This is a genomic window from Streptomyces sp. NPDC041200 (assembly GCF_055591805.1).
Map to the genome: position 1 here is coordinate 1 of NZ_JBVIZF010000008.1, position 22,075 is coordinate 22,075.

Sequence of the window (22,075 nt, forward strand, 5' to 3'; positions counted from 1 at the left end):
GCCCACCGCATCCTCCAACGCCACGGCCTGCCACCCCTGGCCACGCTGGACCGGGCCACCGGCGAACCCGTCCGCCGCTACGAACGCTCCCAACCGGGCGAGCTGGTCCACATCGACGTGGACCGTCGACGGTGCCGGGCGGCCGGGCACTTCTCATGCCACCTTGATGACAACCTTGCCCGCAGTGTGGCCGTTCTCGACGGTGGCGAGGGCGGCCGGGGCGTCGGAGAGCGGATGGACCGCGGTGATCACGGGTGCGAGGGCTCCGTCGAGGGCCAGCCGGGCCGACCGCTCCAGGTTCTCCCGGTCGAGGCGACGCTCGACGAAACGCCCACCGAGATCGGGAACGGACATATCACCCACAGCGATGACCTGGCGGGGATGCCGGGCCAACGGAGCGACCGTCCGCAGCGAGGTGCCTCCGGCCAGGTCGACGATCCCGTCGAAGCCGTCCGGAACTAGCTCGCGTGCCGCGGCGGCGACGTCCTCGGCGGTGTAGTCGATGAACCGCACCCCGATGGCCTCGGCGTGCTCGCGTTTGGCGGTACTCCCGGCGCCGATCACACGCAGCTCGCGCCCGATGGCCAGCCGGGCGACGGCGAGGCCGACCCCGCCCCCGACCCCGTTGACCAGGACCGTGGCACCGGCCGGGAGACCGAGCTGGTCGAGCACGTCCACCGCGGTCGTCCCGGCCACTGGCAGAGTTGCCGCCACGGTCGCGGACAGCCCCTCCGGGATGCGCGCGGTGTTCGGCGCGGACAGCACCGTCGTCTCGGCGTAGGTGCCGCCACCGGTGAGTGCGAAGCCGAAGACCGCGTCACCCACCTCGAGCCCGTCGATGTCCTCGCCCAGGGCGAGAACGGTTCCGGCTGCCTCCATGCCCAGCACGCGGGGAAACGGACGCCCGCCGTCGAGCCCGTCGACCAGACCCGAGCGCAGAAGGTGGTCGAGCGGATTCACCCCGGCGACGTCGACCCGGATCAGCACCTCACCGCGACCGGGTACGGGATCGGGACGATCGAAGAACTCCTGCACCTCGGGCCCGCCATACCTGCCGAAACCCCACGCCTGCCCCATCTTCCGCCGCCTCTCGTGTGACCGACCCGGTCATTCCGGGCGTTGTCGCCATCCTCACCTCTGACATTGATGTCAGGGGCAATCGGCTGAGATGCAGATCACAGCGTCAGGCCGACCGCGCCACCGGTTCCGCGCCCGTGGACAGCTCCGCCCGGTGCCGACTGTTGGCCCTGATCAGCAGGTCAAGTGCATTCCGGGTCTCGATCAGGTGGGCGATGCCGGCGTCGATCCGGTCGCGCTCGCGCATCATCGCCGTGAACGTCTCCTCGGCGACGCCCAAGTCACCCGGGACGTCCACACATGGCAGCACAGTCGCGATCACCCGGCTGGACATACCCGCGTCGAACAGCTGTCGAATAAGCGACACGCGCTGGACCGCCGCAGCGGAATAGTGACGCTGCCCGGTATCGGAGCGTGAACTAGTCAGCAGGCCCTGCTCTTCGTAGTATCGCAATGAGCGCGGACTCACGCCCGTGCGCTTGGGCAGCTCGCCGATCCGCATTCCTCAAAGCCTACGCTCGCGTGCTCCAGGTTCAGACCGCCGGCGAGCGATGGGCACCCACGGACACCGCCACGGCCGCAGGGTTGTCGTCCCGGTCCCACGACTGAGCACGTTCGTCTGTACACGCCTGAGCACTTTTCTCAGTACGCCGACACCCGCCCTCAAACCGGCCTTGTTCGAATCCTGACTTGCGAAGAATCCCCCCGGAGGATTCGGAACAGGCACTCACCTTGTCATTTATGGTCCGGCGTCGAACGTGGCTCGAACTTGGTCGGCCTTTTCGTAGTTCAGCGGACACGTAGGCGGCCTTCGTCTGATCCTGTGCTCCGTCACAGAGTGGATCAGCGCGAAGGCCGTGGTCGTGAGTTTGGTACATCAGGGCATCCTGCGGGATGCGTTCGCGGAAGTGTCCCACTTCCGGTCGGAGCTGTACGCGTGTCTGACCGCGCGGGGCGCCCCGAGAACTCCGCTCACCAGAACCGCCGTTCTCGGCGTGAGCGCGCCGGTGGCGATGGAGGTCGCCACCGCGTTCGCCGTGTCGTGGAATCCGTTGGTGAAGTCGAAGGCGAGCGCCGTGACGATGACGACCGCCACCAGGAAGGTGATGTGGTCCATTCCTGTATGCAAACAAGCCCAGGCCAATGCCCGGCGAACGCGTGGCAAAGGAAGTACAAGGAGCACGCGCGCAGGTGGTGGGAATCGGCCCGGTCGGGAATACACGGCTGTGCGGGTGACCGTGCGGGGAGGGCGGCGTGCCCATCGGCACGTGCCCGAACGCGACGCTTGACTGTGCGCATGTCGCATCATCTCGACTCACCCCTCGCCCGCCAGGACGTCCGCCTGGACATCACCGACCTGTACGTCTTCCGTGGGGAGACCGGCACCGTCTTCGTCATGGACATCTGTCCCTCCGCGGCCGGCGACGACGCTCGCAAGGGCTTCCACCCCGAGGCGCGTTACGAGTTCAAAATCGACAGCGACGGCGACGCGGTCGAGGACCTCACCTACCGTCTCACGTACGGCGCCCCCGACGCCTCGGGCCGACAGCAACTGCGGCTGCACCGCCTCACCGGCGCCCAGGCCGCCGAGCCCGCGGCAGACGGCACGCTACTCGCCGAGGGCGCCACCGGCGACGAGGTGACCGGCCAAGGCGGCCTGCGGCTGTGGGCAGGAAAGGCCCACGACCCGTTCTGGATCGAACCCGGTGTGCTGGAGGCCATCGGCAACGCCTTCACGGGCGGCACCAAACCCGACCTCTCCCATTGGGACCCCAGCCGCGCGCAGAACCTCTTCGCGGACAACAAGGTGTACACGACGGTTCTGGAGATCCCCGACGGCGAACTGCTCTCCGCCACCTCCGGCCGGCGGAACATCGGAGTGTGGGGCCTCACCACCCTCGCCACCGACTCGGGCGGATGGCGCCCCATCAACCGCGCAGGGCTCCCCATGATCCACCCTCTCTTCACCCAGCACGACGAGACGCTGGGCGACCGGCTCAACACCACCCGGCCCGCCGACGACCTCCAGCACTACGGCAAGTCCGTGACCGACATGATCGCCGCCGTCGTCGCCCAAGGCGGCACGCAGGACCCCCACGCCTACGGCAAGACCGTCGCCGAACGGATCTGCCCCAACGTCCTGCCGTACACGATCGGCACCCCCGCGGTGTTCGGCTTCGCCGGCTGGAACGGCCGCTCCCTCACCGATAACGCGCCCGAGGTGATGTTCTCGCTCGCCACCAACACCGCATGCGGTATCGGCCTCGACCACAACGCGGTCCCGGCGAAGCCGACCACCACCTTCCCGTACGTACACCTCGCGGACTGAGCTTGCCGTTTAACCTCGGCGCTCGATGAGACGGGCGAGTGATTCTGTGGGCCAGCAGAGCCACTGCAGGAGTGGGTCGGTGACCACGAAGTAGTGGGCGCTGACCCAACCTCGCTTCTTGTCCAGGAGAGGCATTGTCAAATCCTGTGGACTGACCCGACAGCCCAATGGCCGGTCGATCAAGCAAGCGGCTTGCGGTAGCGGACGTACTCGTTCCGCCGCCGGAACCCCACACTCTCGTAAAGGTCGTAGGACCGGTGCGGATTTGCCGTGCCCGTGAACAGCCGAGCGGACGTTGCACCCTGCTCGCGAAGGCTTCGCAGCCCGTCCAGCAGCAGGACCCGGCCGATTCCGAGGCGTCGCTGGTCCGTCCGGACACTCAGCTCTTCCACCTCGCCCACGGTGTGGTCGTGACGGCGGATGGAGCAGAGGGCGACGCCGACCATGTCCTGCCCGTTCCAGGCAGCCCTCCAGCATGCCGGGTCGGCGGTGTCGACGAAGTCCTGGAAAGGCCATCTCTGAGTGAAGCCGGTGTCCGCGTACGAATCGACGACCGTCCTCCAGGCTGCACGGTAGTGGCTTGTCCCGATCGGCCCGGTCCGTATCCCGGCTGGCAGTTCGCCGCCCGGCTCGGGCACCTGCCGCAGATCGCCCAGCTCCAGCTCGACCAGGCTGAAGACACGTCGGTAGTCGGCTGCGCCCAGAAGTGCCGTGGCGTCCTGCTCGGAGGCCATGGCGTTCGCGCCGATCACTGCCGTCCGCGCCGTTCCATGCTGTTTGACGAGTTGGCGGATCCGCTCTTCGGCCCAGCTCAGCATGGCTGAGCCGATGCCCTGGCCGCGATGCTCGGGCAAGAGGTAGCCGCGGTGCAGGTACAGCCACGTATCGTCCCGCTCTTGCCACCACCGGATCGTCGAGTAGCCGACGACGCTCCCGCCGAGCACCACCAGGATCTGGTTCTTCGACGGCTCGTCCAACTTGGCAGAAGCTTCGGCGATCTCGGCCGCCGTCGGGAGCCCTTCCACTACCGAATGGACATCGACCCGGTCCCGTTCAACACACCCCAGCCGCACCGCGGCCATGGCGCCGTGGTCTTCGTCGCCGCGATACGGCCGGAACCCGAAGCCGACCGGAAGGTCCTTTCCTGCCGTGCCATCCAACATGACCGGATGTTCTCGAACTTCGAGGCAGGTCCGCCACCCTATTCACGCCGCGGTCGTCTGCGGCCGTTCAACGAGCTGGCCGCGTTCAAAGCGGGCCCCAGCGCGGACGAGGGCAACGAGGTGGGGTGCATTCACGGCTCGCCAGCGGGCCTGGGCGGACTCGACGAGCTTGAAGACCATCGCCAGGGCGGTGGCCCGGGATCCGGCGCCCTTGGTGACCTTGGTCCGCAGACGGACGGTCGCGAAGGTCGACTCGATGGGGTTGCTTGTCCGCAGGTGGATCCAGTGCTCGGCGGGGAAGTCGTAGAACGCCAGCAGCTCATCCTCGTCATCGACGATCTTCTTGACGGCCTTGGAGAACTTCGCGCCGTACTGCTTGGCGAACGCCTTGACCGCGGCGGCCGCGTGCTCCCTGTCCTCGGCGTTGTAGATGTCCTGGATGGCCTTCTTTGCCGCGGGCTGAGCTGACTTCGGGAGGCTGTAGAGGCAGTTGGCCGTTTTGCGAACCCAGCACCTTTGGTGGCGGGTTTCGGGGAAGACCTCGTTCAACGCGTTCCAGAAGCCCAGGGCTCCGTCGCCGACGGCGAGGACGGGAGCGCGCATGCCGCGCCGCTGGCAGTCCCGCAGCAGGCTCGCCCAGGACTCCGAGGACTCGCGGTAGCCGTCGGCCATCGCGATCAGCTCCTTGGTTCCGTCCGCGCGCACGCCCATGACGACCAGGACCGCGGCCTTCGCCTCCTCTAGCCGTATGCGTAGGTGGATACCGTCGGCCCAGACGTAGACGTAGTCCGTGGCGGACAGGTCGCGCTCGCTGAACGCCTTGTGGTCGGCCTGCCACTGGGCGGTCAGCCGGGTGACGGTGGCCGGGGACAGGCCGGCCGAGGAGCCGAGGAACTGCTCAAGCGCGGGCACGAAGTCCCCGCTGGACAGGCCGTGGAGGTAGAGGAGCGGCAGCACCTCGCTGATCTTCGGGGACTTGCGGCACCACGGCGGCAGGATCACCGAGGAGAACCGCTTGCGGTCGCCGGTTGCCTCGTTGATGCGCTTGTCGTTGATGCGTGGGGCCTTCACCTCGATCACCCCGGCCGCGGTCGCGACCTTCCTGGGCTGGTGATAGCCGTTGCGGACCACCAGGCGGCGCCCACTCTCGTCTTGCTGGTCGGCCAACTCGGCTATGTAGGAGTTGACTTCAGCCTCCAGAGCGGCGGCCAGCATCCGCCTCGCGCCCTCGCGGACGATGTCGTCGATCAGAGAGCCGGTCTCGGTCGTTCCAACGGCATTCACTACGCTTAGCACGGGCGTGCCTTCCCAACCGACGGTGCAACGTCGGCCTACTCGATGACCAGAAGTCGATCACTCGGGAAGGTGCGCCCTTCGGTCCAACCCGAGGCCGATCCACAGGTCATGAGCATTGCTCTGTCCAGGATCTGCGGGGCCTCATCGCGGTAGACGTAGCGGAGATAGCGGCGGCGGATCGGTGCTCCTGCTATCAGCAGTACTGGTGAGGCGACGAGGATGGCCAGCGGAATCAGGGTTTTCACAGCCGTGAGCTTGGCTCTCTCCTCGTAGCGCATGCGCTCAGTGTGCTGGTCCTCTGTGTCGCTCGTCAGCCTGTTCTGCGGGGTTCGGTGCCGACCTTGTGGTGGGTGGGACGGCTGTATGCCTCGCCCGTGGCGAGGACGCGTCCCACATCATGACGGATAGCCGGATAGCGGTTCTTCGAGCCGAGCGGTCGGCCGGGGCCGGGACGAGAGGGTTTCGGTGCACCGGTCGGCGAGCCGGTCTTTGTGTAGAGGTTTCTGAACCCTCTGCGGACGCGGGCGGGTGTGAGCTTGTTCGGCAGAGCGGGTCTCTCCCAGGGGCGTCGGAGGTCGGTGGCCAGCGGTCGAGCGAACCGGAGCTGGGCATAGGCGGCGATCGCCAGCCAGGTCCACCGGTCGGCCGCTTCCGGGCTGCGAAGCCGGGGCCTGGTCCAGCCGAGGGTCTGCTTGAACAAGCGAAACGTGTGCTCGATGTCGAAGCGACGGAGGAAGGACTGCCAGCAGCGATTGACGAGATCGTCCGGGAGGGCGCGCGGCGGATGCTGGCCGCCGCGCTGGAGGCCGAAGTTGACGCCTGCATAGCCGAGTTGGCGCGGGAGAAGGACGAGTACGGGCGCCGGCTCGTGGTCCGCAACGGCCACCACCAGCCGCGCAAGGTCACCACCGTCGCCGGAGTCGTCGAGGTCAAGGCCCCGCGCGTCAACGACAAGCGCGTCGACGAGGCCACCGGCGAGCGCAGGCGGTTCTCCTCGGCGATCCTTCCCGCGTGGTGCCGCAAGTCCCCGAAGATCAGCGAGGTCTTGCCCCTGCTCTACCTGCACGGCCTGTCCTCCAGCGACTTTGTGCCCGCACTCGAGCAGTTCCTCGGCAGCTCCGCTGGCCTCTCCCCGGCCACCGTGACCCGTCTCACGCAGCAGTGGCAGGCCGACCACAAGGCGTTCGGCGAGCGCGACCTGTCGTCCACCGACTACGTGTATGTGTGGGCGGACGGCATCCACCTGCGTGTCCGTCTGGACGAGGCGAAAGCCTCCGTCCTGGTGGTGATGGGAGTGCGGGCCGACGGCGCCAAGGAGCTGATCGCGATGAGCGACGGCTACCGCGAATCGACCGAGTCCTGGGCAAGCCTGTTGCGGGACTGTGCCCGGCGCGGCATGCGCGCCCCCCTCCTCGCGGTCGGTGACGGCGCGCTTGGGTTCTGGAACGCGCTCAGCGAGGTCTTCCCCGAAACCCGCCACCAAAGGTGCTGGGTGCACAAAACCGCGAACGTCCTCGACAGCCTCCCCAAGTCCGCACAGCCCGCGGCGAAGAAGGCCCTGCAGGACATCTACAACGCCGAGGACAAGGAGCACGCCGCCAAGGCGATCAAGACGTTCGCCCGGCAGTACGGCGCGAAGTTCCCCAAGGCCGTCAAGAAGGTCGTCGGTGACGAGGCCGAGCTGCTGGCCTTCTACGACTTCCCCGCCGAGCACTGGATCCACCTGCGGACCACCAACCCGATCGAGTCGACCCTCGCGACCGTCGGCTGCGGACGAAGGTCACTAAGGGCGCTGGCAGCCGAGCCGCCGCGCTGGGCATGGTGTTCAAGCTGGTCGAGTCCGCCCAGGCCCGCTGCCGCGCGGTCAACGCACCCCACCTCGTCGCCCTCGTCCGGGCCGGAGCCCGCTTCGAACGCGGCCAGCTGGTCGAGTGCCCCGAGGCCCTGGCAGCGTGACCAGGTTCAACCGTTCCACCGCACTTGGCAGTTACTCCCCGATCTCCCCGATCTCCCCGATCTCCCCGATCTCCCCGATCTCCCCGATCTCCCCGATCGAGAGATCGCCAGAGACAACCCCAACGCCGCCCGCGAGCATGCCTACCAATCTCTCCACCTGTTCCCGGGGCTCCGGCGCACCGGACCAGCTGGTCATCAGGAGGTGATGGACGGTTCCGACCACGGCGAGTGCGACCGCAGTCGTGTCGGCGCCTGCCGCGAGGCGGCCGAGGCGCTGTTCGGCATCCAGGTATTCCGCGATCGCTTCCTGGATTGCCGAGAAGCCCGGTGCCCCGGCCTCCAGTGCCTGGCGTATCCGGAGGGAGGCGGCAGGGCGCGTCATCGCCAGACCGGCGATCGTCGGACCGCCGGAGTCGAACAGTGCGAGCGCGACGCTGCCGAGGTTGCCTGCCACTGTGTCCTCGCCCGCTCGCCCGGGGAGTTCCTCGGCCTGCCGCGCGGTGCGCGCGAACCTGTCCAGGCACAGATCGGCGACGAACTCGTCCAGCCCGGCGAAATGAGCGTGCAGCAACCCCTTGGCGCAGCCCGCCTCGCCGGTGATTTCCCTGCTGGTCAGGCCACCAGGACCCTCCCGCGCCAACACGCGCTCCGCGGCAGCGAACAGCCGCTCCCGGACGTCGGGCATCGCCACTCCACGCGGTGACATGAGGCCTCTCCCGATGTGATGTCGCGGTCCGCCCCTGGCAGACCCTGGGGGATTGCCAGTATGGGCGTGCGCCCATACTGTTTGGGCGCACGCCCATCATAAGCTCGCCGACCCGGCAGCCCAGCAGGAGGCACCCGATGCGCAACGTCGTCAACACCGAGCAGGCCCAGGCATGGAACGGCTACGAAGGCACGTACTGGGCCCGCAATCAGGACCGCTGGGACGCTGTGAACGCAGGCTTCAACCAACCACTGCTCACCGCCGCCGCGATCGGCGAACACGACCGTGTACTCGATGTCGGATGCGGATCCGGGCAGACGGCACGGCTCGCCGCACGCCAAGCAGCCCAAGGGCAGGTTCTCGGCATCGACTTGTCGGCCCCCATGCTCGAGCGCGCTCGAGCGACCGCGGCGCGGGAGGCCATCGACAATGTGGCGTTCGACCACGCAGACGCCCAGGTCCACTCCTTCGAACCCGGCACTTTCGACGCGGCGATCAGCCGCTACGGGGTGATGTTCTTCGCCGACCCTGTCGCCGCGTTCGCCAATATCGGCCTCGCCCTGCGCCCCGGCGGCCGTTTGGCGTTCATCTGCGCCGCGGACTCCGGGCTCAACGAGTGGGTGCAGGCCATGGCGGCACTGCGGGACTACCTGCCCGTCGGAGACTTCGGAGCACCGGGACTTCCGGGGATGTTCTCCCTGGCGGATCCGGACCGCATCCGCGCGGTGCTGTCCGAAGCCGGGTTCACGAACGTCACTCCGCGGCAGGTGGAGGCGTACGGAAACTGGGGGCGAAACGCCGAGGACGCGGCGGCGTTCCTCCTGGACACCGGCCCCGGACGCCACCTGACCGGTCAGGTATCCCAGGAGACCCAGGACCGCGCACGCGAGGCACTCACGGACCACCTGCGCGACCACGAGGAGAACGGCACGGTCCAGCTGCGCAGCACCGCCTGGCTGGTCACCACAAACCACCCAGCATGATCGTGCTCAGCTGCCGCGGCCATCCACGCAACCTCCACTCCGCCGCAACGGTCGCGATCCACAACTCTTGACAATTGCTCACGTTTTGGTCGTTGGGGAGTACACATGCGCATTGGGGCATCACGCTCGGTCAGTCTGCGTTCCGGGGTTGCCTTGTCCGCTCTCGGTCTGGTGGCCCTCGGCGGTTGCGGCAGCCAGAAGGTAGCTGCCGGCGGTGACACGGATGTACTCGCAGACCGTGCCCGGCAGGTTGCTGCGGCCTGGGACGGGTCGACCGCGGCTGCCGCGTGGCGGGCTGGCTACTACCCCATGGGGGAAGAGGTCCAGCTGCCGCGCGGCGGCCTGCGCGGCCAGGCTGATAAACAGGCTTATAGAGCCCAGAACTTCTTCCTGAGCGGCGAGTTGCCCAACCTCGCGCCGAAGGACGGCCAGGTGACGTGGGCCGGGGGCGACTCAGTCACCCGGCCGCTGGTGGGTGCCGACGAGTTGTACCAGACCCTGACCGGCACCCGCTCCGGTGGAGAACCGCATCTCACCGTGACCAAGGTGAAGCTGGGCGAGATGACGGTGGCCACCAGCCGCGGACCGGCAACGGTCCCGGCCTGGCTCTTCACCCTGGACGGCTATGCCACCCCCCTGAAGCAGGCAGCGGCCGTCCCGTCGAAATTTCCCCCTGCGCCGATCAAGGCCGCTCGGGGCATTCCTGGGTATCCGCTTAACCGGCTGGTGAGGGTCGCCGCTGACGGGCGTTCGGTGGTCGTATTGGCCCTCCACAGGGTCTGCGACGACGACTCCAAGGTGGACGCGTTGGAAACGCGCGGCAGTGTCGTGCTGTCGGCCACCGTCAAGGAGCACGGAGACGGCGGCACCTGCAGCAAACAGGCGAGCTTGCAGCAGGTGACGGTGGAACTAGCCCGACCTGTGGACGACCGAGTCCTGCTCGATGCCCGCACTGGTCAACCCGTTCTTTACAAGGGGTTGGGCGGAATCTCTTCGTCCCCAAGTCGGAGTTGACGCCGCCAGGCTACGGCAGATGCTCGCGGATCACTACGCGGATGAAGGGTTTGGGTTCGATGTAGCGCATGCCCCACCTGTGCCGCACAGGTAGGTGCGGCAACCGGCGCCGAGGTCAGGTCCGCGAGCCGTCCCGGGCGGCCGGTGCGGGCGGACAGGGCACTGCTGTGAACGACTCGTCCTTGCCATCCGGCGAGTCGGAGAAGGAGCAGCGTCGATGCCTTCGTGATACCCGGCGACCCGTCAGTGAGGGGGAAGCGACACTCGCCCGAGCCGCCACCACCGCTGGCCAGCGCGGCCTGGAGCACCAACTGCGCAGCGTCAGCAAGGTCCGCAACAGCAAGGAGTAGCCGTGAGCTCGATCAACCAGGGACGACGCCCGGACCCTCTGGAACGACAACCTCATGGGACAGCGGGTCCAGCGATGCTCGGCTGCCATCGCTCTGGGCAGGTGCGGCATCGGGCCGGTGAGTTCGGCCGCCTCGGCTGAGCCGGGCAGGGTGCCAGCGCCAGCTCAGGAGGAGCGAACCGGCACGGACACGTGTGGGGCTGAAGGGTGTCTTTATCGCCGTACGGTGGTTGACCTGGGTCACCGGCGGTAGACGCGGGATCGATGCCCACCACGGTAAGGATTTCCCAGACCGTCGTCGAGCCGGCCGGGTGTCCGAGCCGGACCAGTTCGCCCTGAGTTCGTCGACAGCCCCAACGCGGATTCTCCCTGGCGAGCCGCAGCACCAGGGCCTTCACCGCACCCGCCGTCGCTTGCTGTAGCCCCACTTCCGGGCGATCAGCCTGCGGTGCCATGCCAACAGCGCCGCGGGGGTCACCGGGAACACCTGCGCCCACCGGAGCCGGGGGATCAGCGAGGACAGCGCTGCGAACCACAACCAGTCCGCATGTCCGTAGGGCGTCGGCCTCGTGAGCTGTATGCCCAGCACCCCGTTCTGGTGCCGCAGCACGAGCAATCCCGCGTTCTTGGCTGCGTCCCGGTGTGGCAGGACCTGAAGGGTGTCAATATTCCGATCAAGCTGCTGAGCTGGGCGTTTCCTGTGGATGGTGAGGCGGTCGGTGCATTCTGCGCGGGCTGTGCGAATCCATCCTTCGGCGAATGCGTTTGACCGTGGGCTTTGCGGCGGGGTCGGGATGACCCCTGTGCCGTTGCCGGCGAAGACGGCGTCGAATGCGGCGGTGAACTTGCTGTCCCGGTCCCGGATGAGGAACCGGAGCCCCTGGCCCTGTCGCCGAGGTCCATGAGCAGGTGCGGGCGAGTTGGGTGACCCATGCGCCGGTCGGGTGGGCGGTGACGCCCAGGACGTGAACGCGCCGGGTGGCGATCTCCATAACGACGAAGACATAGAGACGTCGGAGGAAGACGGTCCCCACGTGCATGAAATCGCAGGCGAGCAGCGTGTGGGCCTGTGAACGGAGATGAGGGCCAGGTCTGCTGGGATGCTCGCTGCGGTGCGGGCGGCAGGCCGGAGCGGCGCAGGACGCGCCGGATGGTGGCGGCGGCGACCCGATGACCGAGCCGTCGCGGTTCGCCTTGGATTCTGACGTATCCCCAGGTGGGGTTCTCTCGCGCCAGGCGCTGGATGAGCGCGACTGCCTCTTCCGGTATCGGTGGCCGGCCGGGCCTGGCGGGTGCCTGCCGCCACTTCTTACGCACCAGACGACGGTGCCAGGCCAGCAGCGTCCCCGGGGTGATCAGCCGATGACGGCGCAAGGCGGAGGGCAGGTGCCGCGCGAGAGCAGAGAGCACGGCACGATCAGCCCATGAGAGCCGCTGCCGCTGGACCTGCCGACGAAGCACAGCGACCTCATGACGAAGGGCAAGGATCTCGGCGTTGTTCGCGGCGGTCGATCGGCCCAGCACAAGGAGGCAACCCAGTAGTCGGCAGAAGATCAGGTAAAGCAGTCGCAGACCCACGATCACTGATCATGCCCATACTCGGGCGATCACAAAGCCCCAGGTCAATCACGGTACGGCAATAAAGACACCCTTCAGGGGGCCCGCAGGATCGTGGCCACAATCGCGCGGTCTCGGTCGCGGCTCCGCGAGGAAGCGGTTACCGAGACGACGCGTTGGTACGCGGACGATCGGACGTGCTCGTCCGCGACGGCATCGTCGATGTCCACGTCGAGGATGCCGGCCCCGCCAGCAACTCGGCCACATCGGAATGCAATGTCATCGCTTCGTCCCTTGTCGCAGGGTTGGTTCTTGGGCGGCCCTCGCCCCGCTCCCGTTCAGCCTGCGGACTGCGGCGAGGTCGGCCTGCGGACAAGCGGGGCACTCGCACCGGGGCCTCAATCGTCGCGTCCCGCTTCCTGGCCTTCGCGTACCCGCTTGTACCGCTCGCCCGGTGATAGGTCCGGGTGCTTCGCCGCCTCCGCGTACGGTTCGGTTTTCATGAGGAGGCTCTGCAGCGTCAGAGCGTGTTCGCCATGCATCTGTTTGGAGAGCCCGAACGGCGACAGGTCCTCATAGGGCATCTCGCCTTCCTTTCCCGCGATCTCGCCGCTGCCGATGGACTCGTGGTCGTAGGGCAGCACACCTCCGCTGTGCACAGGCCGCCACGAGGGCGGTTCATCTTTTACGCTGTCGAATACCATCAGGCCCAGGTAGGTGTGACCGGCCTTGATCCACGGGACGCACGGGACCTGCCATAGCTCTGCACGGAAGCGGTCCGGCAGCTTCCTCGCGTGGTCCCTGCTGTACAGCACCTTGTCGACGACGATCTCTGCACTGCGTTCGCCGCCATCGCGTGCCTGCTTCTCGCTGCCTTCCCTGATGTGGAAGACGGTCATGTGGTCGCCGAACGACACCCAGTCCTGCGCATCCTGTGCTGGATAGTCGGGATAGACGGCGTCGTAGTTGGCATCGGCGCCTCGGCAGCCGTGATAGCCGTCGTCGTCGCCATCGCCCAGGTACAGGCTCCCCGCCACACCCACCACCGCCGCCGCCAGAGCCGCGCTCGCAGCCACCACCGCCCGTCGGCCTCTGGTCCAGTCGCTCCAACGCATAGCCCCTCCTCGCGCACCCAACCGGTCATCCAAGGGACGCTTCCGCGACACCTTGGGTTGTACGTCGCCTCCGGTCGCGGTGCGGTACCGGAGGTGCTCTTCCAGCGTGGCCAGCGCCGCGCGCACCTGGTCGAGCGGGTCGTAAAGAGCTGCTTGCAGAGAGGCGGCCTCGGCTTTTTTCGCGGCCCAGCTCGCCCCGGCCCGACCCAGGTGACCGCGCTCATCGACGAGCACCCGCACCTGGGGGTCGAGCCCGTACTCCGGGAACTTTCCATCCCCCTTCCTCCACCTACTACCGCTGGCGACGCGCCGAGAAGGAGCCGTGCGAACGACGCCGCCAGGACACCGAACTGACCGGCAGGATCCGCCAGGTCCACCAGGACTCCGGCGGCATCTACGGCTCACCACGCGTGCACGCCATCCTCAGGCGTGAGGGCATCCAGGTCGGCAGGAAGCGAGTCGAACGGCTCATGCGCCAAGCCGGCCTGGCCGGGATCAGCCCCCGCAGAGACAAGGGCTTCACCCGCCGCGACCCGGACGCCGACCTCGCTCCTGACCTGGTGCAACGCGACTTCACGGCACCCGCGCCGAACCGATTGTGGGTCACTGACCTGACCATGATCCCCACCAGAGAGGGACCACTGGCTGTCGGCCATCCGGGACGCGTTCTCCCGCAGGGTCGTGGCCTGGGAGACCTCCGCCCACGCAGACGCCGACCTGGTCCTGTCGTCGCTGGAGTATGCCCTCACCAGCCGCGAGGTCGCCCCCGGCGAGCTCGTCCACCATGCCGACCACGGCACGCAATACACATCCATCAAGCTCACGACACGCCTGGTCAGAGCAGGAATCCAGGCATCCATGGGCTCGGTCGGCGACTCGTTCGACAACGCCCTGGCGGAGAACCTGTGGATACTGATCAAAACCGAGTGCATCCGCCGCCGCACCTTCGCGACCAGGGCCGAGGCGAACCTCGCGCTCTTCGAATACATCGACGGCTTCTCCAACCCCCGCCGCATCCAGAAACGGCTCGGCTACCTCAGCCCGGTCGAGTTCGAGGAGAAGCACTACGCCGACCAGGTAGCGGCCGAACCATTGAACCTGAGACCACGTCAACCCGCCCTGACCAGCTCATCGGCCACACCCGCGCAGCGGGGGAACCTCAGCCCGACGAACCGGTTGAGCGCTGTTCGGCCTGCGGTGAGCCAGCGATCCTGGCACCCAGGGCACCCCAGCCACTCCGGCACAGCGCAAGCACGCCGCAAGTACGGGAACCGTGTCAGCGCCCTACCGACGGCTATAGCCGGACCATGAACCACGGTTTGATTGATCCCCAGGGCCGGAGGCAGGGGCGCACGCACCCGTGGCCAGTCCAAACGGATGGCCCTGGGCCCGGGACGGCGTACCTGGTCTACGCGGCAGCCAGCGGCCACGACTCCGACGGATCACCCAGCCACGCCTGGTGGCCCTCCAGCGTGACCGTCAGCCCGAAGTCGAACAGCTCCGCCGCCCTGCGCCTGCCCACCAAGTGAGTGGTGCGGCCGTCTCATGGGCGAGGTTCCGCGGCCCCCACTGGTACATGGTGTCGTCCGCGGCGTACGCTCTGGAGTCGCGACTGCACCACCAGTGCCCACCGTCTTGCGGCCATGCGCAACGCCCGCGAGCCGCAGACTGACGGCGAACTCCGCGTGCGGGTCGGCCAGCAGCGAGACGTCCAGGTCGGTCTTCGACTCCCGGCTCTCTTCCCACGCCCCGGGACCGAACACCTCCGAGATCAGCGGCCGCCGCCGCTGCCCCCGCACAGACATGAAGGTGACCGCGCCCACGAACCGGCCCTCGGCTCGACCATCGTCCACGACGGCTGTACCTGCTCCACCCACGCCCACGGGAATTTCGTCACCGAGGCCGTGGCCACCAGCCGGTCGTACGGCGCGTTCTCCGGCCAGCTCTGCTCGCCATCCGCCAGCCGCACCCTCACGTCGCGGTACCCGGCGTCGAACAGGGCCTCCCTGGCGCCTGTGGCGGTAGGGGGCACGTGCGTCAGCGCGTGTTTCTGATCCCCTGATCTGAGTTGTCTTGAGTCCTACGCTGGCGTGGTGTCCAAGGGCGCCGCAGAGCGGCGCGCCAATTTGGCGCGCCGCCGCTGGATCCGTCACCGGGGCGGGTGCGTTTACTTGTAGATCGCGACCGGCGTTCCGCACTTCCATGCGCCGCCGCTTGCGTAGGAGCAGGCGGTGATCTTGGCGGAGAGGAAGGTGCCACCGTAGTAGGCGTACCGGGTCCCGATCGTCGTCTTGCCACGGTTGTTCACTTCAACGGCTGTCCAGTTGATGTCTCCTTCGGTTGAATGGACGTTGACGTAGACGCCAGCGCCCCCCGAGAAGGCACCGAAGTCCTGCAGAGTGCCGTTGATCTTCACTGCGGTGTTGGTGATGTAGTAGGAACCGGTGAACCTGGCGTCCGGCGCTGACGCGCTGACGCCGACTGCGTGCGCGACGCCGGTGCCGAGCAGGGTGAGTACACCTGCTGCTCCCACAATGCCGGTGGACTTGACTAAGCGGGACAGTCGGGACATTGCAAAGATCCTTTCAGTCAGAGATTCCGCGCTTCGCCCCTGAGCCGATATACGTGCTGCTGGGCAAAGATGACTTCCGTGTCCTGTGCCAACAACTCAGCGCTTAGCGAGGACGTCGTGGCCAAGGACTGTTAGTGCTTGTTTTCGATCCGGTGGGATGTTGGCCAGGATGGCTGGGCGGCTGATCGAGCGTCGACGTGATTTGACCTAGCCCGAATAACGACATCCTGGACATGCTCTGTGCCATGCCGGTACGCATCCACTTCACCACCGAGGACATGGCCCGCACCCGTTGCGCGGAGGCACCCCGTCCATTTCTTGAGCTGAACATCGCACTGCGGCAACTGCAGGAACGCAGTCATCCGACCCGGTTCGGGCCCTGGAGGCGGGAATCGTTGCGGCGCCTGCCCCCAAAGGTGCAGCAGTTGTTCGATCTGATCCCGTCAACGGGCTGGTCGGTGGGTTTCCTCGGCCTCCCGGCGGCCGAGGACATCGGAGAGGTGATGGATCAGATCCGCGCTATGCCTGCTGCCCGGGTCCGGAAGGACATGGAGGTCTGGGCCGGCCGCGACCATCAGCGGCCGGTGCCGGCCTGGACGCAGTCGCTCGGCAGTGACAAAGAGCTGCTGCTGGAGTTGACCGATGTCGCAGCCCACGTGCACCAGCACGTCATCGCTCCCTACCAGCAGCGCATCGATGCTCTCAGCGCCGCGGACCAAGCGCTGCGCAGACGTCAGACCGCCCACGGCGGACTCCATACCTTGCTGTCCGGACTCAACCCCCGCCACATCAAGTGGAAGCCGCCTGTTCTGGAACTCGCCATGGCCGACGGTGCGGACGACGACATTCATCTCTCCGGCCGCGGCCTGCTGCTGATTCCATCGGTCTTCGGGGTCGAATCCCCTGTACTGGGCGTGAGCGCCGAACCCCAGCCGTATCTGACCTATCCCATCCGCCGTAACGACACAGATCTCGCTCTGGCTCCTACGGAGACCGCACGGCTCCTCAGCACCGTCCCCAACTCCCTGACCGCGCTCCTGGGCCACACCCGGGCCATCGTGCTGTGGACCATCGCCCATCATCCCGGCTGCACCACCACCGAACTCGCCCGCCATGCCGGCATCTCCCCGGCCAGCGCCAGCCAGCACGCAACCGTTCTACGCACCGCCGGGCTGACCACCACCGTCCGCCACCACAACACCGCCCTCCACACCACGACCCCGCTGGGCACCAGCCTCCTCAACACCACCGCTTGAGAACTGCGCCGCACATTTCGCGAACGGCGCACTCTCGGCTGGTTCCGCCCCTTTACAGTGCGTGAGCTGGACGTTCAGAAACAGGTACTCACCTTGACATTTATCGTCCAGCGTCGGGGTCTTGCTTGGACGTCAGTCCCATGCGTTGAAGAGCACTCCGCCCAATGTGGTGATGCCGTAGAAGCGAACTTCGCGCTGCTCGCCTTGGGTTAGGACCGAGGTGTCGATGTCCGAGAGCGGCAGAGTGAGCTGCGCGCGATCAAGCACGACAAACCCCAGGTCGGCAAAGGCATGGGCCCACGGTGGTGGTGCGAGGAACTCCTCGGTGTACCAGTCCCGGCGTTCCTGAGCGAATGCGATCCACGGGTGGTAGGCGTGACACAGGATGACGCACTCGCCTGTGCCCTCGATGACCGTCGCGGTGTGAAACGTACGGGGGTACGTCTGTTCCTCTGTCTCGCCCACATGGCCTTTGGCCGCCCGGGCGGCTGCATACAGCGCTGCCCGAAACGTCCGCTGGTCGGTTTCCGGTAGCGGCCCGTCCTTCGGCTGGAAGAAGCCCGTGGCGCCTCGCGGCAGTGTGAACGCTGTGTCCTCGTCTACGGCCATGCGGCTCATTCTGCGAGGAGAAGCCCTGCCGACGTCTCACCTGTGCTCTGAGCTGCTGCTTTGTGCAGTTCTCCGAGGCTTCGTCCCTCTCTTGTGGTGGGACGGGCGAGTATAGGCCTCGCCCGTGGCGAGGACCCGGCCCACATCGTGACGGATGGCCGGGTGGCGGTTCTTCGAGCCGAGTGGCCGCCCGGGACCGGGACGCGTTGGTTTGGGTCCACCGGCTGGGGAGCCGGTCTTCGTACGGAGGTGCCTGAACCCTCGCCGCACGCGCGGGCGGGTGTGAGTCTGTTCAGCGCCGCCTCGCTGTCAGGGACGGTCAGTACAGCGGGACCCGGGTGAGGACGATGTACAGCGGGTCGGCGTCAGGACACGGCCGGCAAGGCCGTCGACTGGTACGTGCAGAACCCGGGAGCCTTCGTGGCCCCGGCTCTTGTCGGTCGGGTGATCACCGGCTCGCCGGTCTGCCCACGGACTGGCCTGCCCGCATGCCCTCGCGGTCTTCGAGGGCGCTGATGGCGGTGGCGGTGAGGCTGTGGGTGATGTGGCCTCGCATCAGCTGGGCGGCTTCGGCGGCGCGGCCGTCCGTGATGAGGGAAACAAGTTGGTGGTGTTCCTGTAGATCCCGGGTGCGGGGTTCGTCACCGGGCGGGAGTTCGAGGCCGAGGCGCCGGTAGCGATCGGACTTGTCCCACAGGTCGTCCAGGAGACGGATGAGGACGTCGTTGTGCGAGGCCCGGTACAGCGCCTGGTGGAAGGCGCGGTGGGCCGTCAGTGCCTCTTCCCCCCATTGGCGGGTGACGGGGAGGAGCTTGTCGACGGCGGCCTGCATCGTGGCGATGTCGTCGTCGGTCCGTCGCTGGGCGGCAAGTTCGGCGGCGGTCGGGTCCAGGGACAGGCGGACTTCGAAAAGCTGGCGGGCCTCGTTCGAGTTCATGACGGAGACCCGGACGTCGCGGTGGGTGTCGACGGTGACGAGTCCCTCGCTGCTGAGGCGGCGGATGGCCTCGCGCAGGGGCGTGATGCTCATGTTGAGGGACTCGGCGAGGTCGTACTGGGCGAGCCGTGACCCGGCAGGAAGAGTGCCGACGAGGATCCGATCGCGGAGTTCTGCGTAGGCGAGGTCGCTCTTGCTGAAGAACAGGTTCTGTCCTGCCATGGCCCCCTGACCATTCCTTTCCGGAGGTTCCCCACCCCTTGACATCCCGCCTCGGACCAGCCCACTCTAACACGTCGCATCTTATAAGATATGAGAAAGGCCCCGCAGTGAAGATCACCAACGTCTACGAGGGCGTCGTTCCGATCAGCTCCTCGATCCGCAACGCCTGGATCGACTTCAGCTCCATGGACTGTTCGATCGTGGCGATCGAGAGCGACGTCATCCGGGACGGCAAGCCCGTGGTGGGCTATGGCTTCAACTCCAACGGCCGCTACAGCGCCGGCGAGATCCTGCGCCGCCGGGTCCTGCCCCGCCTCCTCGAGGCCGAGCCCGGCAGCCTGCTCGATGAGCAGGGCGGCCTGGACCACGCCAAGGCGTGGGACGTGATGATGCGTAACGAGAAGCCCGGCGGGCACGGCGAGCGCTCGGTCGCGGTCGGTGTGGTGGACATGGCCCTGTTCGACCTGGCCTCCAAGATCGAGGGCAAGCCGCTGTACCGGTATCTGTCCGAGCGCTACGGCGACGGGCAGCCCGACGACTCCGTCTTCGTCTACGCCGCCGGCGGCTACTACGCCCCTGGCAAGACCCTCACCGACCTTCAGGACGAGATGCGCAACTTCCTCGACCTGGGCTACGACGTCGTCAAGATGAAGATCGGCGGCGCTGACCTGGCGGAGGACCTGCGCCGTATCGAGGCCGTCATCGACGTCCTGGACGGCGACGGCTCCCGGCTGGCCGTCGACGTCAACGGCCGCTTCGACCTCAACACGGCCCTGGAGTACGGGCGGGCCATCGAGCCCTACGGACTGTTCTGGTACGAGGAGATCGGCGATCCGCTCGACTACCACCTCAACGCCACCGTCGCCGAGCACTACGCCGGCTCCATCGCCACGGGCGAGAACCTCTTCTCCCTCCAGGACGCCCGCAACCTGATCCGCTACGGCGGCCTGCGCCCCGACCGCGACACCATCCAGGTCGACCCCGCGCTCTCCTACGGTCTGGTGGAGTACCTGCGCATCCAGGACATGCTCCGTCAGCACGGCTGGTCATCGAGGCGCTGCATCCCGCACGGCGGGCACCAGTTCTCCCTGCACATCGCAGCCGCCCTCAAGCTCGGCGGCAACGAGTCCTACCCGGGCGAGTTCCAGCCCACCGGCGGATTCGCCGACGACGCCGTCGTCGAGAAGAGCCGCGTCGGTCTGACCGACACCCCCGGCATCGGCTTCGAGAGCAAGGCCGCCTTCTACAAGGTGCTGCGCGCCCTGCACAGCTGACCGCCACCCCACCGCAGACGCGCCCGCCACCGGGCGGGCGCCGTCGGCCTGCGCCGCCGGATACGGGCGCCACACATGAGATCGGGGGCGCGCGAGCCGCGTCGCGTCCCCTGCACCCCCCACGGGACAGGGCTATACACGATCGTCGTGCAAGGGAGCACCAACGATGACAAGCACCACCACCGCCGGCCGGCCGCAGCGGTCACGGCTGAGCCGTCTCATACGGGAGCTGTGGTTCCAGGTCGTACTGGCCGCCGTCCTCGGCATCGCCGTCGGCATCCTCGCGCCCGGGCTGGGTGAGGACCTGAAGCCGCTCAACGACTGGTTCATCGCACTGGTCAAGATGATCGTGGTCCCGGTCGTCTTCTGCGTGGTCACCACCGGCATCGCTTCCATGGACAACCTGCGCAAGGCGGGCCGGATCGGTGTGAAGGCGATCGGCTACTTCCTGGTGCTGTCCCTGGTGTCCATGCTGATCGGGCTGGTCGTCGCCAACATCTTCCAGCCCGGCTCCGGCCTGCACGTCGACCCCTCGTCACTGAACGCCGACGACGTGCCCAAGTCTGACACCGAGCACGCCACCTTCACCGGCTTCATCTCCTCCCTCATCCCCGCATCCCTGCTGGGCGCGATCACCGGGGATGCGATCCTGGCCGCGCTGATGGTCTCGATCGTCTTCGGTGCGGCCCTGAACATGGCCGGCGAAGAAGGGGCACCGCTGACCCGCGGCATCAAGGCGCTGTCGGACGTCGTCTTCCGCATCGTGGGCTGGGTGATGCGGCTCGCGCCCTTGGGTACCTTCGGCGCCCTGGCCACCGTGGTCGCCACGTACGGCGCCGAGAGCCTCAAACAGCTCGCCTACCTCATCATCCTCTTTACCGCGACCTGCATCATCTACGTCCTGGTCGTCCTCGGCGCCATCATGCGGGCCTGCCGCCTGAGCCTGTTCGGCCTGATGCGCTTCCTCAAGGCCGAACTGCTCGTCGCCCTGAGCACCTGTTCCAGCGAGGCCGTCCTGCCCCAGCTGGTGCGCAAACTGGAGATCCTCGGCATCGGCCGACCCGTGGTCGGCATCGTCATCCCCTCCGGGTTCTCCTTCAACCTGGACGGCTCCGCGGTCTACCTCACGATGGCCTCCCTCTTCCTGGCCCAGGCCATGGGCATCGACCTGTCCTGGCAGCAGCAGCTGATCATGGTCGGCGTCATGATGCTCACCAGCAAGGGCACCGCCGGGATTGCGGGCGGCGCGTTCATCGTCCTCGCCAGCACCGTCACCGCGGTCGGCCACATCCCGCTCGCCGCCCTCTCCCTGATCGTCGGAATCGACCGCATCCTCAACGAGGGCCGCGTGTTCATCAACGTCCTCGGCAACGCCGTCGCCACGATCGTGATCGGCAAGTGGGAGAACGACTTCGACACCGAACAGGCCCGCAAGGTCCTGCACTCCCGCACCACCACGCCGCCGCAGGCCGAGTTGGACACCGCCAAGGTCGGCGCCGACAAGTAGCCGTGCCCGTTGGCAACGCGGTCTTTGAGCTGACGGCCACGATGGAGGCGCTGGGCGGTTCGGTCACCGCTTTCGCCGTCGCCGCCGTCGCCGACCGTCTCGATCGGTCCTTCCTTGAGATTCTCGACGGAGTGCCTGGGCCCGGTGCTCATC

General features: G+C 67.3%; 17 protein-coding genes and 7 pseudogenes. 10 read left to right on the forward strand and 14 right to left on the reverse strand.

Going from position 1 to position 22,075, the window contains the following annotated elements; all coding sequences use genetic code 11:
- Positions 1 to 126: pseudogene (locus tag ACZ6CL_RS19645) on the forward strand (IS481 family transposase); the annotation flags it as partial.
- Between the two features lie 27 nt (positions 127 to 153).
- On the opposite strand, the gene ACZ6CL_RS19650 reads toward ACZ6CL_RS19645, so the two are convergent.
- The 3 genes and pseudogenes from ACZ6CL_RS19650 to ACZ6CL_RS19660 all read right to left on the reverse strand — a co-directional run.
- Positions 154 to 1,077, reverse strand: coding sequence for an NADP-dependent oxidoreductase (locus ACZ6CL_RS19650; RefSeq protein ID WP_468937400.1), 924 nt, complete (start codon positions 1,075 to 1,077; stop codon positions 154 to 156).
- Positions 1,078 to 1,183: 106 nt separating this feature from the next.
- Positions 1,184 to 1,579 (reverse strand): MerR family transcriptional regulator, encoded by a 396-nt coding sequence (locus tag ACZ6CL_RS19655; protein WP_468937401.1) that lies wholly within the window; start codon positions 1,577 to 1,579, stop codon positions 1,184 to 1,186.
- 459 nt (positions 1,580 to 2,038) lie between these two features.
- Positions 2,039 to 2,194 (reverse strand): annotated as a pseudogene (locus tag ACZ6CL_RS19660) (inorganic phosphate transporter); the annotation flags it as partial.
- Between the two features lie 180 nt (positions 2,195 to 2,374).
- Here ACZ6CL_RS19660 and ACZ6CL_RS19665 point away from each other — a divergent pair.
- Complete coding sequence (locus ACZ6CL_RS19665) at positions 2,375 to 3,406, forward strand: DUF4331 family protein (protein ID WP_468937402.1); 1,032 nt, start codon at positions 2,375 to 2,377, stop codon at positions 3,404 to 3,406.
- Between the two features lie 179 nt (positions 3,407 to 3,585).
- Here ACZ6CL_RS19665 and ACZ6CL_RS19670 read toward each other — a convergent pair whose 3' ends face one another.
- The 4 genes and pseudogenes from ACZ6CL_RS19670 to ACZ6CL_RS19685 form a co-directional block, all read right to left on the reverse strand.
- Complete coding sequence (locus ACZ6CL_RS19670; RefSeq protein WP_468937403.1) at positions 3,586 to 4,569, reverse strand: GNAT family N-acetyltransferase; 984 nt, start codon at positions 4,567 to 4,569, stop codon at positions 3,586 to 3,588.
- Positions 4,570 to 4,611: 42 nt separating this feature from the next.
- Positions 4,612 to 5,865, reverse strand: coding sequence for an IS256 family transposase (locus ACZ6CL_RS19675; RefSeq protein ID WP_468937404.1), 1,254 nt, complete (start codon positions 5,863 to 5,865; stop codon positions 4,612 to 4,614).
- Positions 5,866 to 5,900: 35 nt separating this feature from the next.
- Positions 5,901 to 6,143, reverse strand: coding sequence for a hypothetical protein (locus ACZ6CL_RS19680; protein ID WP_468937405.1), 243 nt, complete (start codon positions 6,141 to 6,143; stop codon positions 5,901 to 5,903).
- A 32-nt stretch (positions 6,144 to 6,175) separates the two neighbouring features.
- Positions 6,176 to 6,622 (reverse strand): annotated as a pseudogene (locus ACZ6CL_RS19685) (NF041680 family putative transposase); the annotation flags it as partial.
- Between ACZ6CL_RS19685 and ACZ6CL_RS19690 the strand changes: the two are divergent.
- A pseudogene (locus ACZ6CL_RS19690) lies at positions 6,575 to 7,821 on the forward strand (IS256 family transposase). The pseudogenes ACZ6CL_RS19685 and ACZ6CL_RS19690 overlap by 48 nt on opposite strands.
- 124 nt (positions 7,822 to 7,945) lie before the next feature.
- Here ACZ6CL_RS19690 and ACZ6CL_RS19695 read toward each other — a convergent pair.
- A pseudogene (locus ACZ6CL_RS19695) lies at positions 7,946 to 8,527 on the reverse strand (TetR/AcrR family transcriptional regulator); the annotation flags it as partial.
- Positions 8,528 to 8,664: 137 nt separating this feature from the next.
- Here ACZ6CL_RS19695 and ACZ6CL_RS19700 point away from each other — a divergent pair.
- Positions 8,665 to 9,510 carry a class I SAM-dependent methyltransferase gene (locus tag ACZ6CL_RS19700; protein ID WP_468937406.1) on the forward strand — a complete coding sequence of 282 codons (846 nt, stop codon included), beginning with the start codon at positions 8,665 to 8,667 and terminating at the stop codon, positions 9,508 to 9,510.
- 105 nt (positions 9,511 to 9,615) lie between these two features.
- Entirely contained in the window at positions 9,616 to 10,524 is a 909-nt protein-coding gene (locus ACZ6CL_RS19705; RefSeq protein WP_468937407.1) for a hypothetical protein, read from the forward strand.
- Between the two features lie 585 nt (positions 10,525 to 11,109).
- On the opposite strand, the pseudogene ACZ6CL_RS19710 reads toward ACZ6CL_RS19705, so the two are convergent.
- Both ACZ6CL_RS19710 and ACZ6CL_RS19715 read right to left on the reverse strand, forming a co-directional pair.
- A pseudogene (locus tag ACZ6CL_RS19710) lies at positions 11,110 to 11,540 on the reverse strand (integrase core domain-containing protein); the annotation flags it as partial.
- A 1,288-nt stretch (positions 11,541 to 12,828) separates the two neighbouring features.
- A complete protein-coding gene (locus ACZ6CL_RS19715) occupies positions 12,829 to 13,779 on the reverse strand; it encodes a hypothetical protein (RefSeq protein ID WP_468937408.1) in 951 nt (316 codons plus the stop codon).
- Between the two features lie 116 nt (positions 13,780 to 13,895).
- On the opposite strand from ACZ6CL_RS19715, the pseudogene ACZ6CL_RS19720 reads away from it, so the two are divergent.
- Positions 13,896 to 14,042 (forward strand): annotated as a pseudogene (locus ACZ6CL_RS19720) (IS3 family transposase); the annotation flags it as partial.
- Positions 14,043 to 14,190: 148 nt separating this feature from the next.
- Entirely contained in the window at positions 14,191 to 14,856 is a 666-nt protein-coding gene (locus tag ACZ6CL_RS19725; protein WP_468937641.1) for a transposase, read from the forward strand.
- Between the two features lie 460 nt (positions 14,857 to 15,316).
- On the opposite strand, the gene ACZ6CL_RS19730 is transcribed toward ACZ6CL_RS19725, so the two are convergent.
- Both ACZ6CL_RS19730 and ACZ6CL_RS19735 read right to left on the reverse strand, forming a co-directional pair.
- Entirely contained in the window at positions 15,317 to 15,577 is a 261-nt protein-coding gene (locus ACZ6CL_RS19730) for a hypothetical protein (RefSeq protein ID WP_468937409.1), read from the reverse strand.
- 135 nt (positions 15,578 to 15,712) lie between these two features.
- On the reverse strand, positions 15,713 to 16,117 hold the full coding sequence (locus tag ACZ6CL_RS19735) for a hypothetical protein (protein ID WP_468937410.1): 405 nt from the start codon (positions 16,115 to 16,117) through the stop codon (positions 15,713 to 15,715).
- Between the two features lie 245 nt (positions 16,118 to 16,362).
- Between ACZ6CL_RS19735 and ACZ6CL_RS19740 the strand changes: the two genes are divergently transcribed.
- Positions 16,363 to 17,373, forward strand: a complete 1,011-nt coding sequence (locus ACZ6CL_RS19740; protein WP_468937411.1) for a winged helix-turn-helix domain-containing protein — start codon at positions 16,363 to 16,365, stop codon at positions 17,371 to 17,373.
- A 132-nt stretch (positions 17,374 to 17,505) separates the two neighbouring features.
- On the opposite strand, the gene ACZ6CL_RS19745 is transcribed toward ACZ6CL_RS19740, so the two are convergent.
- The gene (locus tag ACZ6CL_RS19745) at positions 17,506 to 17,982 is read right to left on the reverse strand and encodes a hypothetical protein (RefSeq protein ID WP_468937412.1); all 477 of its coding nucleotides are present in this window, start codon (positions 17,980 to 17,982) and stop codon (positions 17,506 to 17,508) included.
- Between the two features lie 448 nt (positions 17,983 to 18,430).
- A complete protein-coding gene (locus ACZ6CL_RS19750) occupies positions 18,431 to 19,141 on the reverse strand; it encodes a GntR family transcriptional regulator (protein WP_468937413.1) in 711 nt (236 codons plus the stop codon).
- A 107-nt stretch (positions 19,142 to 19,248) separates the two neighbouring features.
- Here ACZ6CL_RS19750 and ACZ6CL_RS19755 point away from each other — a divergent pair, with 107 nt between their 5' ends.
- Both ACZ6CL_RS19755 and ACZ6CL_RS19760 read left to right on the forward strand, forming a co-directional pair.
- Positions 19,249 to 20,415 carry a mandelate racemase/muconate lactonizing enzyme family protein gene (locus tag ACZ6CL_RS19755; RefSeq protein WP_468937414.1) on the forward strand — a complete coding sequence of 389 codons (1,167 nt, stop codon included), beginning with the start codon at positions 19,249 to 19,251 and terminating at the stop codon, positions 20,413 to 20,415.
- Positions 20,416 to 20,581: 166 nt separating this feature from the next.
- Positions 20,582 to 21,922, forward strand: a complete 1,341-nt coding sequence (locus ACZ6CL_RS19760; RefSeq protein WP_468937415.1) for a cation:dicarboxylate symporter family transporter — start codon at positions 20,582 to 20,584, stop codon at positions 21,920 to 21,922.
- Positions 21,923 to 22,075 lie beyond the last annotated feature (153 nt).

What these genes read in the sequence shown, in the direction of transcription:
- ACZ6CL_RS19650 (WP_468937400.1), bottom strand. Translation starts at nt 1,077, where the DNA reads ATGGGGCAGGCGTGGGGTTTCGGCAGGTATGGCGGGCCCGAGGTGCAG.
- ACZ6CL_RS19655 (WP_468937401.1), bottom strand. Translation starts at nt 1,579, where the DNA reads ATGCGGATCGGCGAGCTGCCCAAGCGCACGGGCGTGAGTCCGCGCTCA.
- ACZ6CL_RS19665 (WP_468937402.1), top strand. Translation starts at nt 2,375, where the DNA reads ATGTCGCATCATCTCGACTCACCCCTCGCCCGCCAGGACGTCCGCCTG.
- ACZ6CL_RS19670 (WP_468937403.1), bottom strand. Translation starts at nt 4,569, where the DNA reads ATGTTGGATGGCACGGCAGGAAAGGACCTTCCGGTCGGCTTCGGGTTC.
- ACZ6CL_RS19680 (WP_468937405.1), bottom strand. Translation starts at nt 6,143, where the DNA reads ATGCGCTACGAGGAGAGAGCCAAGCTCACGGCTGTGAAAACCCTGATT.
- ACZ6CL_RS19700 (WP_468937406.1), top strand. Translation starts at nt 8,665, where the DNA reads ATGCGCAACGTCGTCAACACCGAGCAGGCCCAGGCATGGAACGGCTAC.
- ACZ6CL_RS19705 (WP_468937407.1), top strand. Translation starts at nt 9,616, where the DNA reads ATGCGCATTGGGGCATCACGCTCGGTCAGTCTGCGTTCCGGGGTTGCC.
- ACZ6CL_RS19735 (WP_468937410.1), bottom strand. Translation starts at nt 16,117, where the DNA reads ATGTCCCGACTGTCCCGCTTAGTCAAGTCCACCGGCATTGTGGGAGCA.
- ACZ6CL_RS19740 (WP_468937411.1), top strand. Translation starts at nt 16,363, where the DNA reads ATGCCGGTACGCATCCACTTCACCACCGAGGACATGGCCCGCACCCGT.
- ACZ6CL_RS19745 (WP_468937412.1), bottom strand. Translation starts at nt 17,982, where the DNA reads ATGGCCGTAGACGAGGACACAGCGTTCACACTGCCGCGAGGCGCCACG.
- ACZ6CL_RS19750 (WP_468937413.1), bottom strand. Translation starts at nt 19,141, where the DNA reads ATGGCAGGACAGAACCTGTTCTTCAGCAAGAGCGACCTCGCCTACGCA.
- ACZ6CL_RS19760 (WP_468937415.1), top strand. Translation starts at nt 20,582, where the DNA reads ATGACAAGCACCACCACCGCCGGCCGGCCGCAGCGGTCACGGCTGAGC.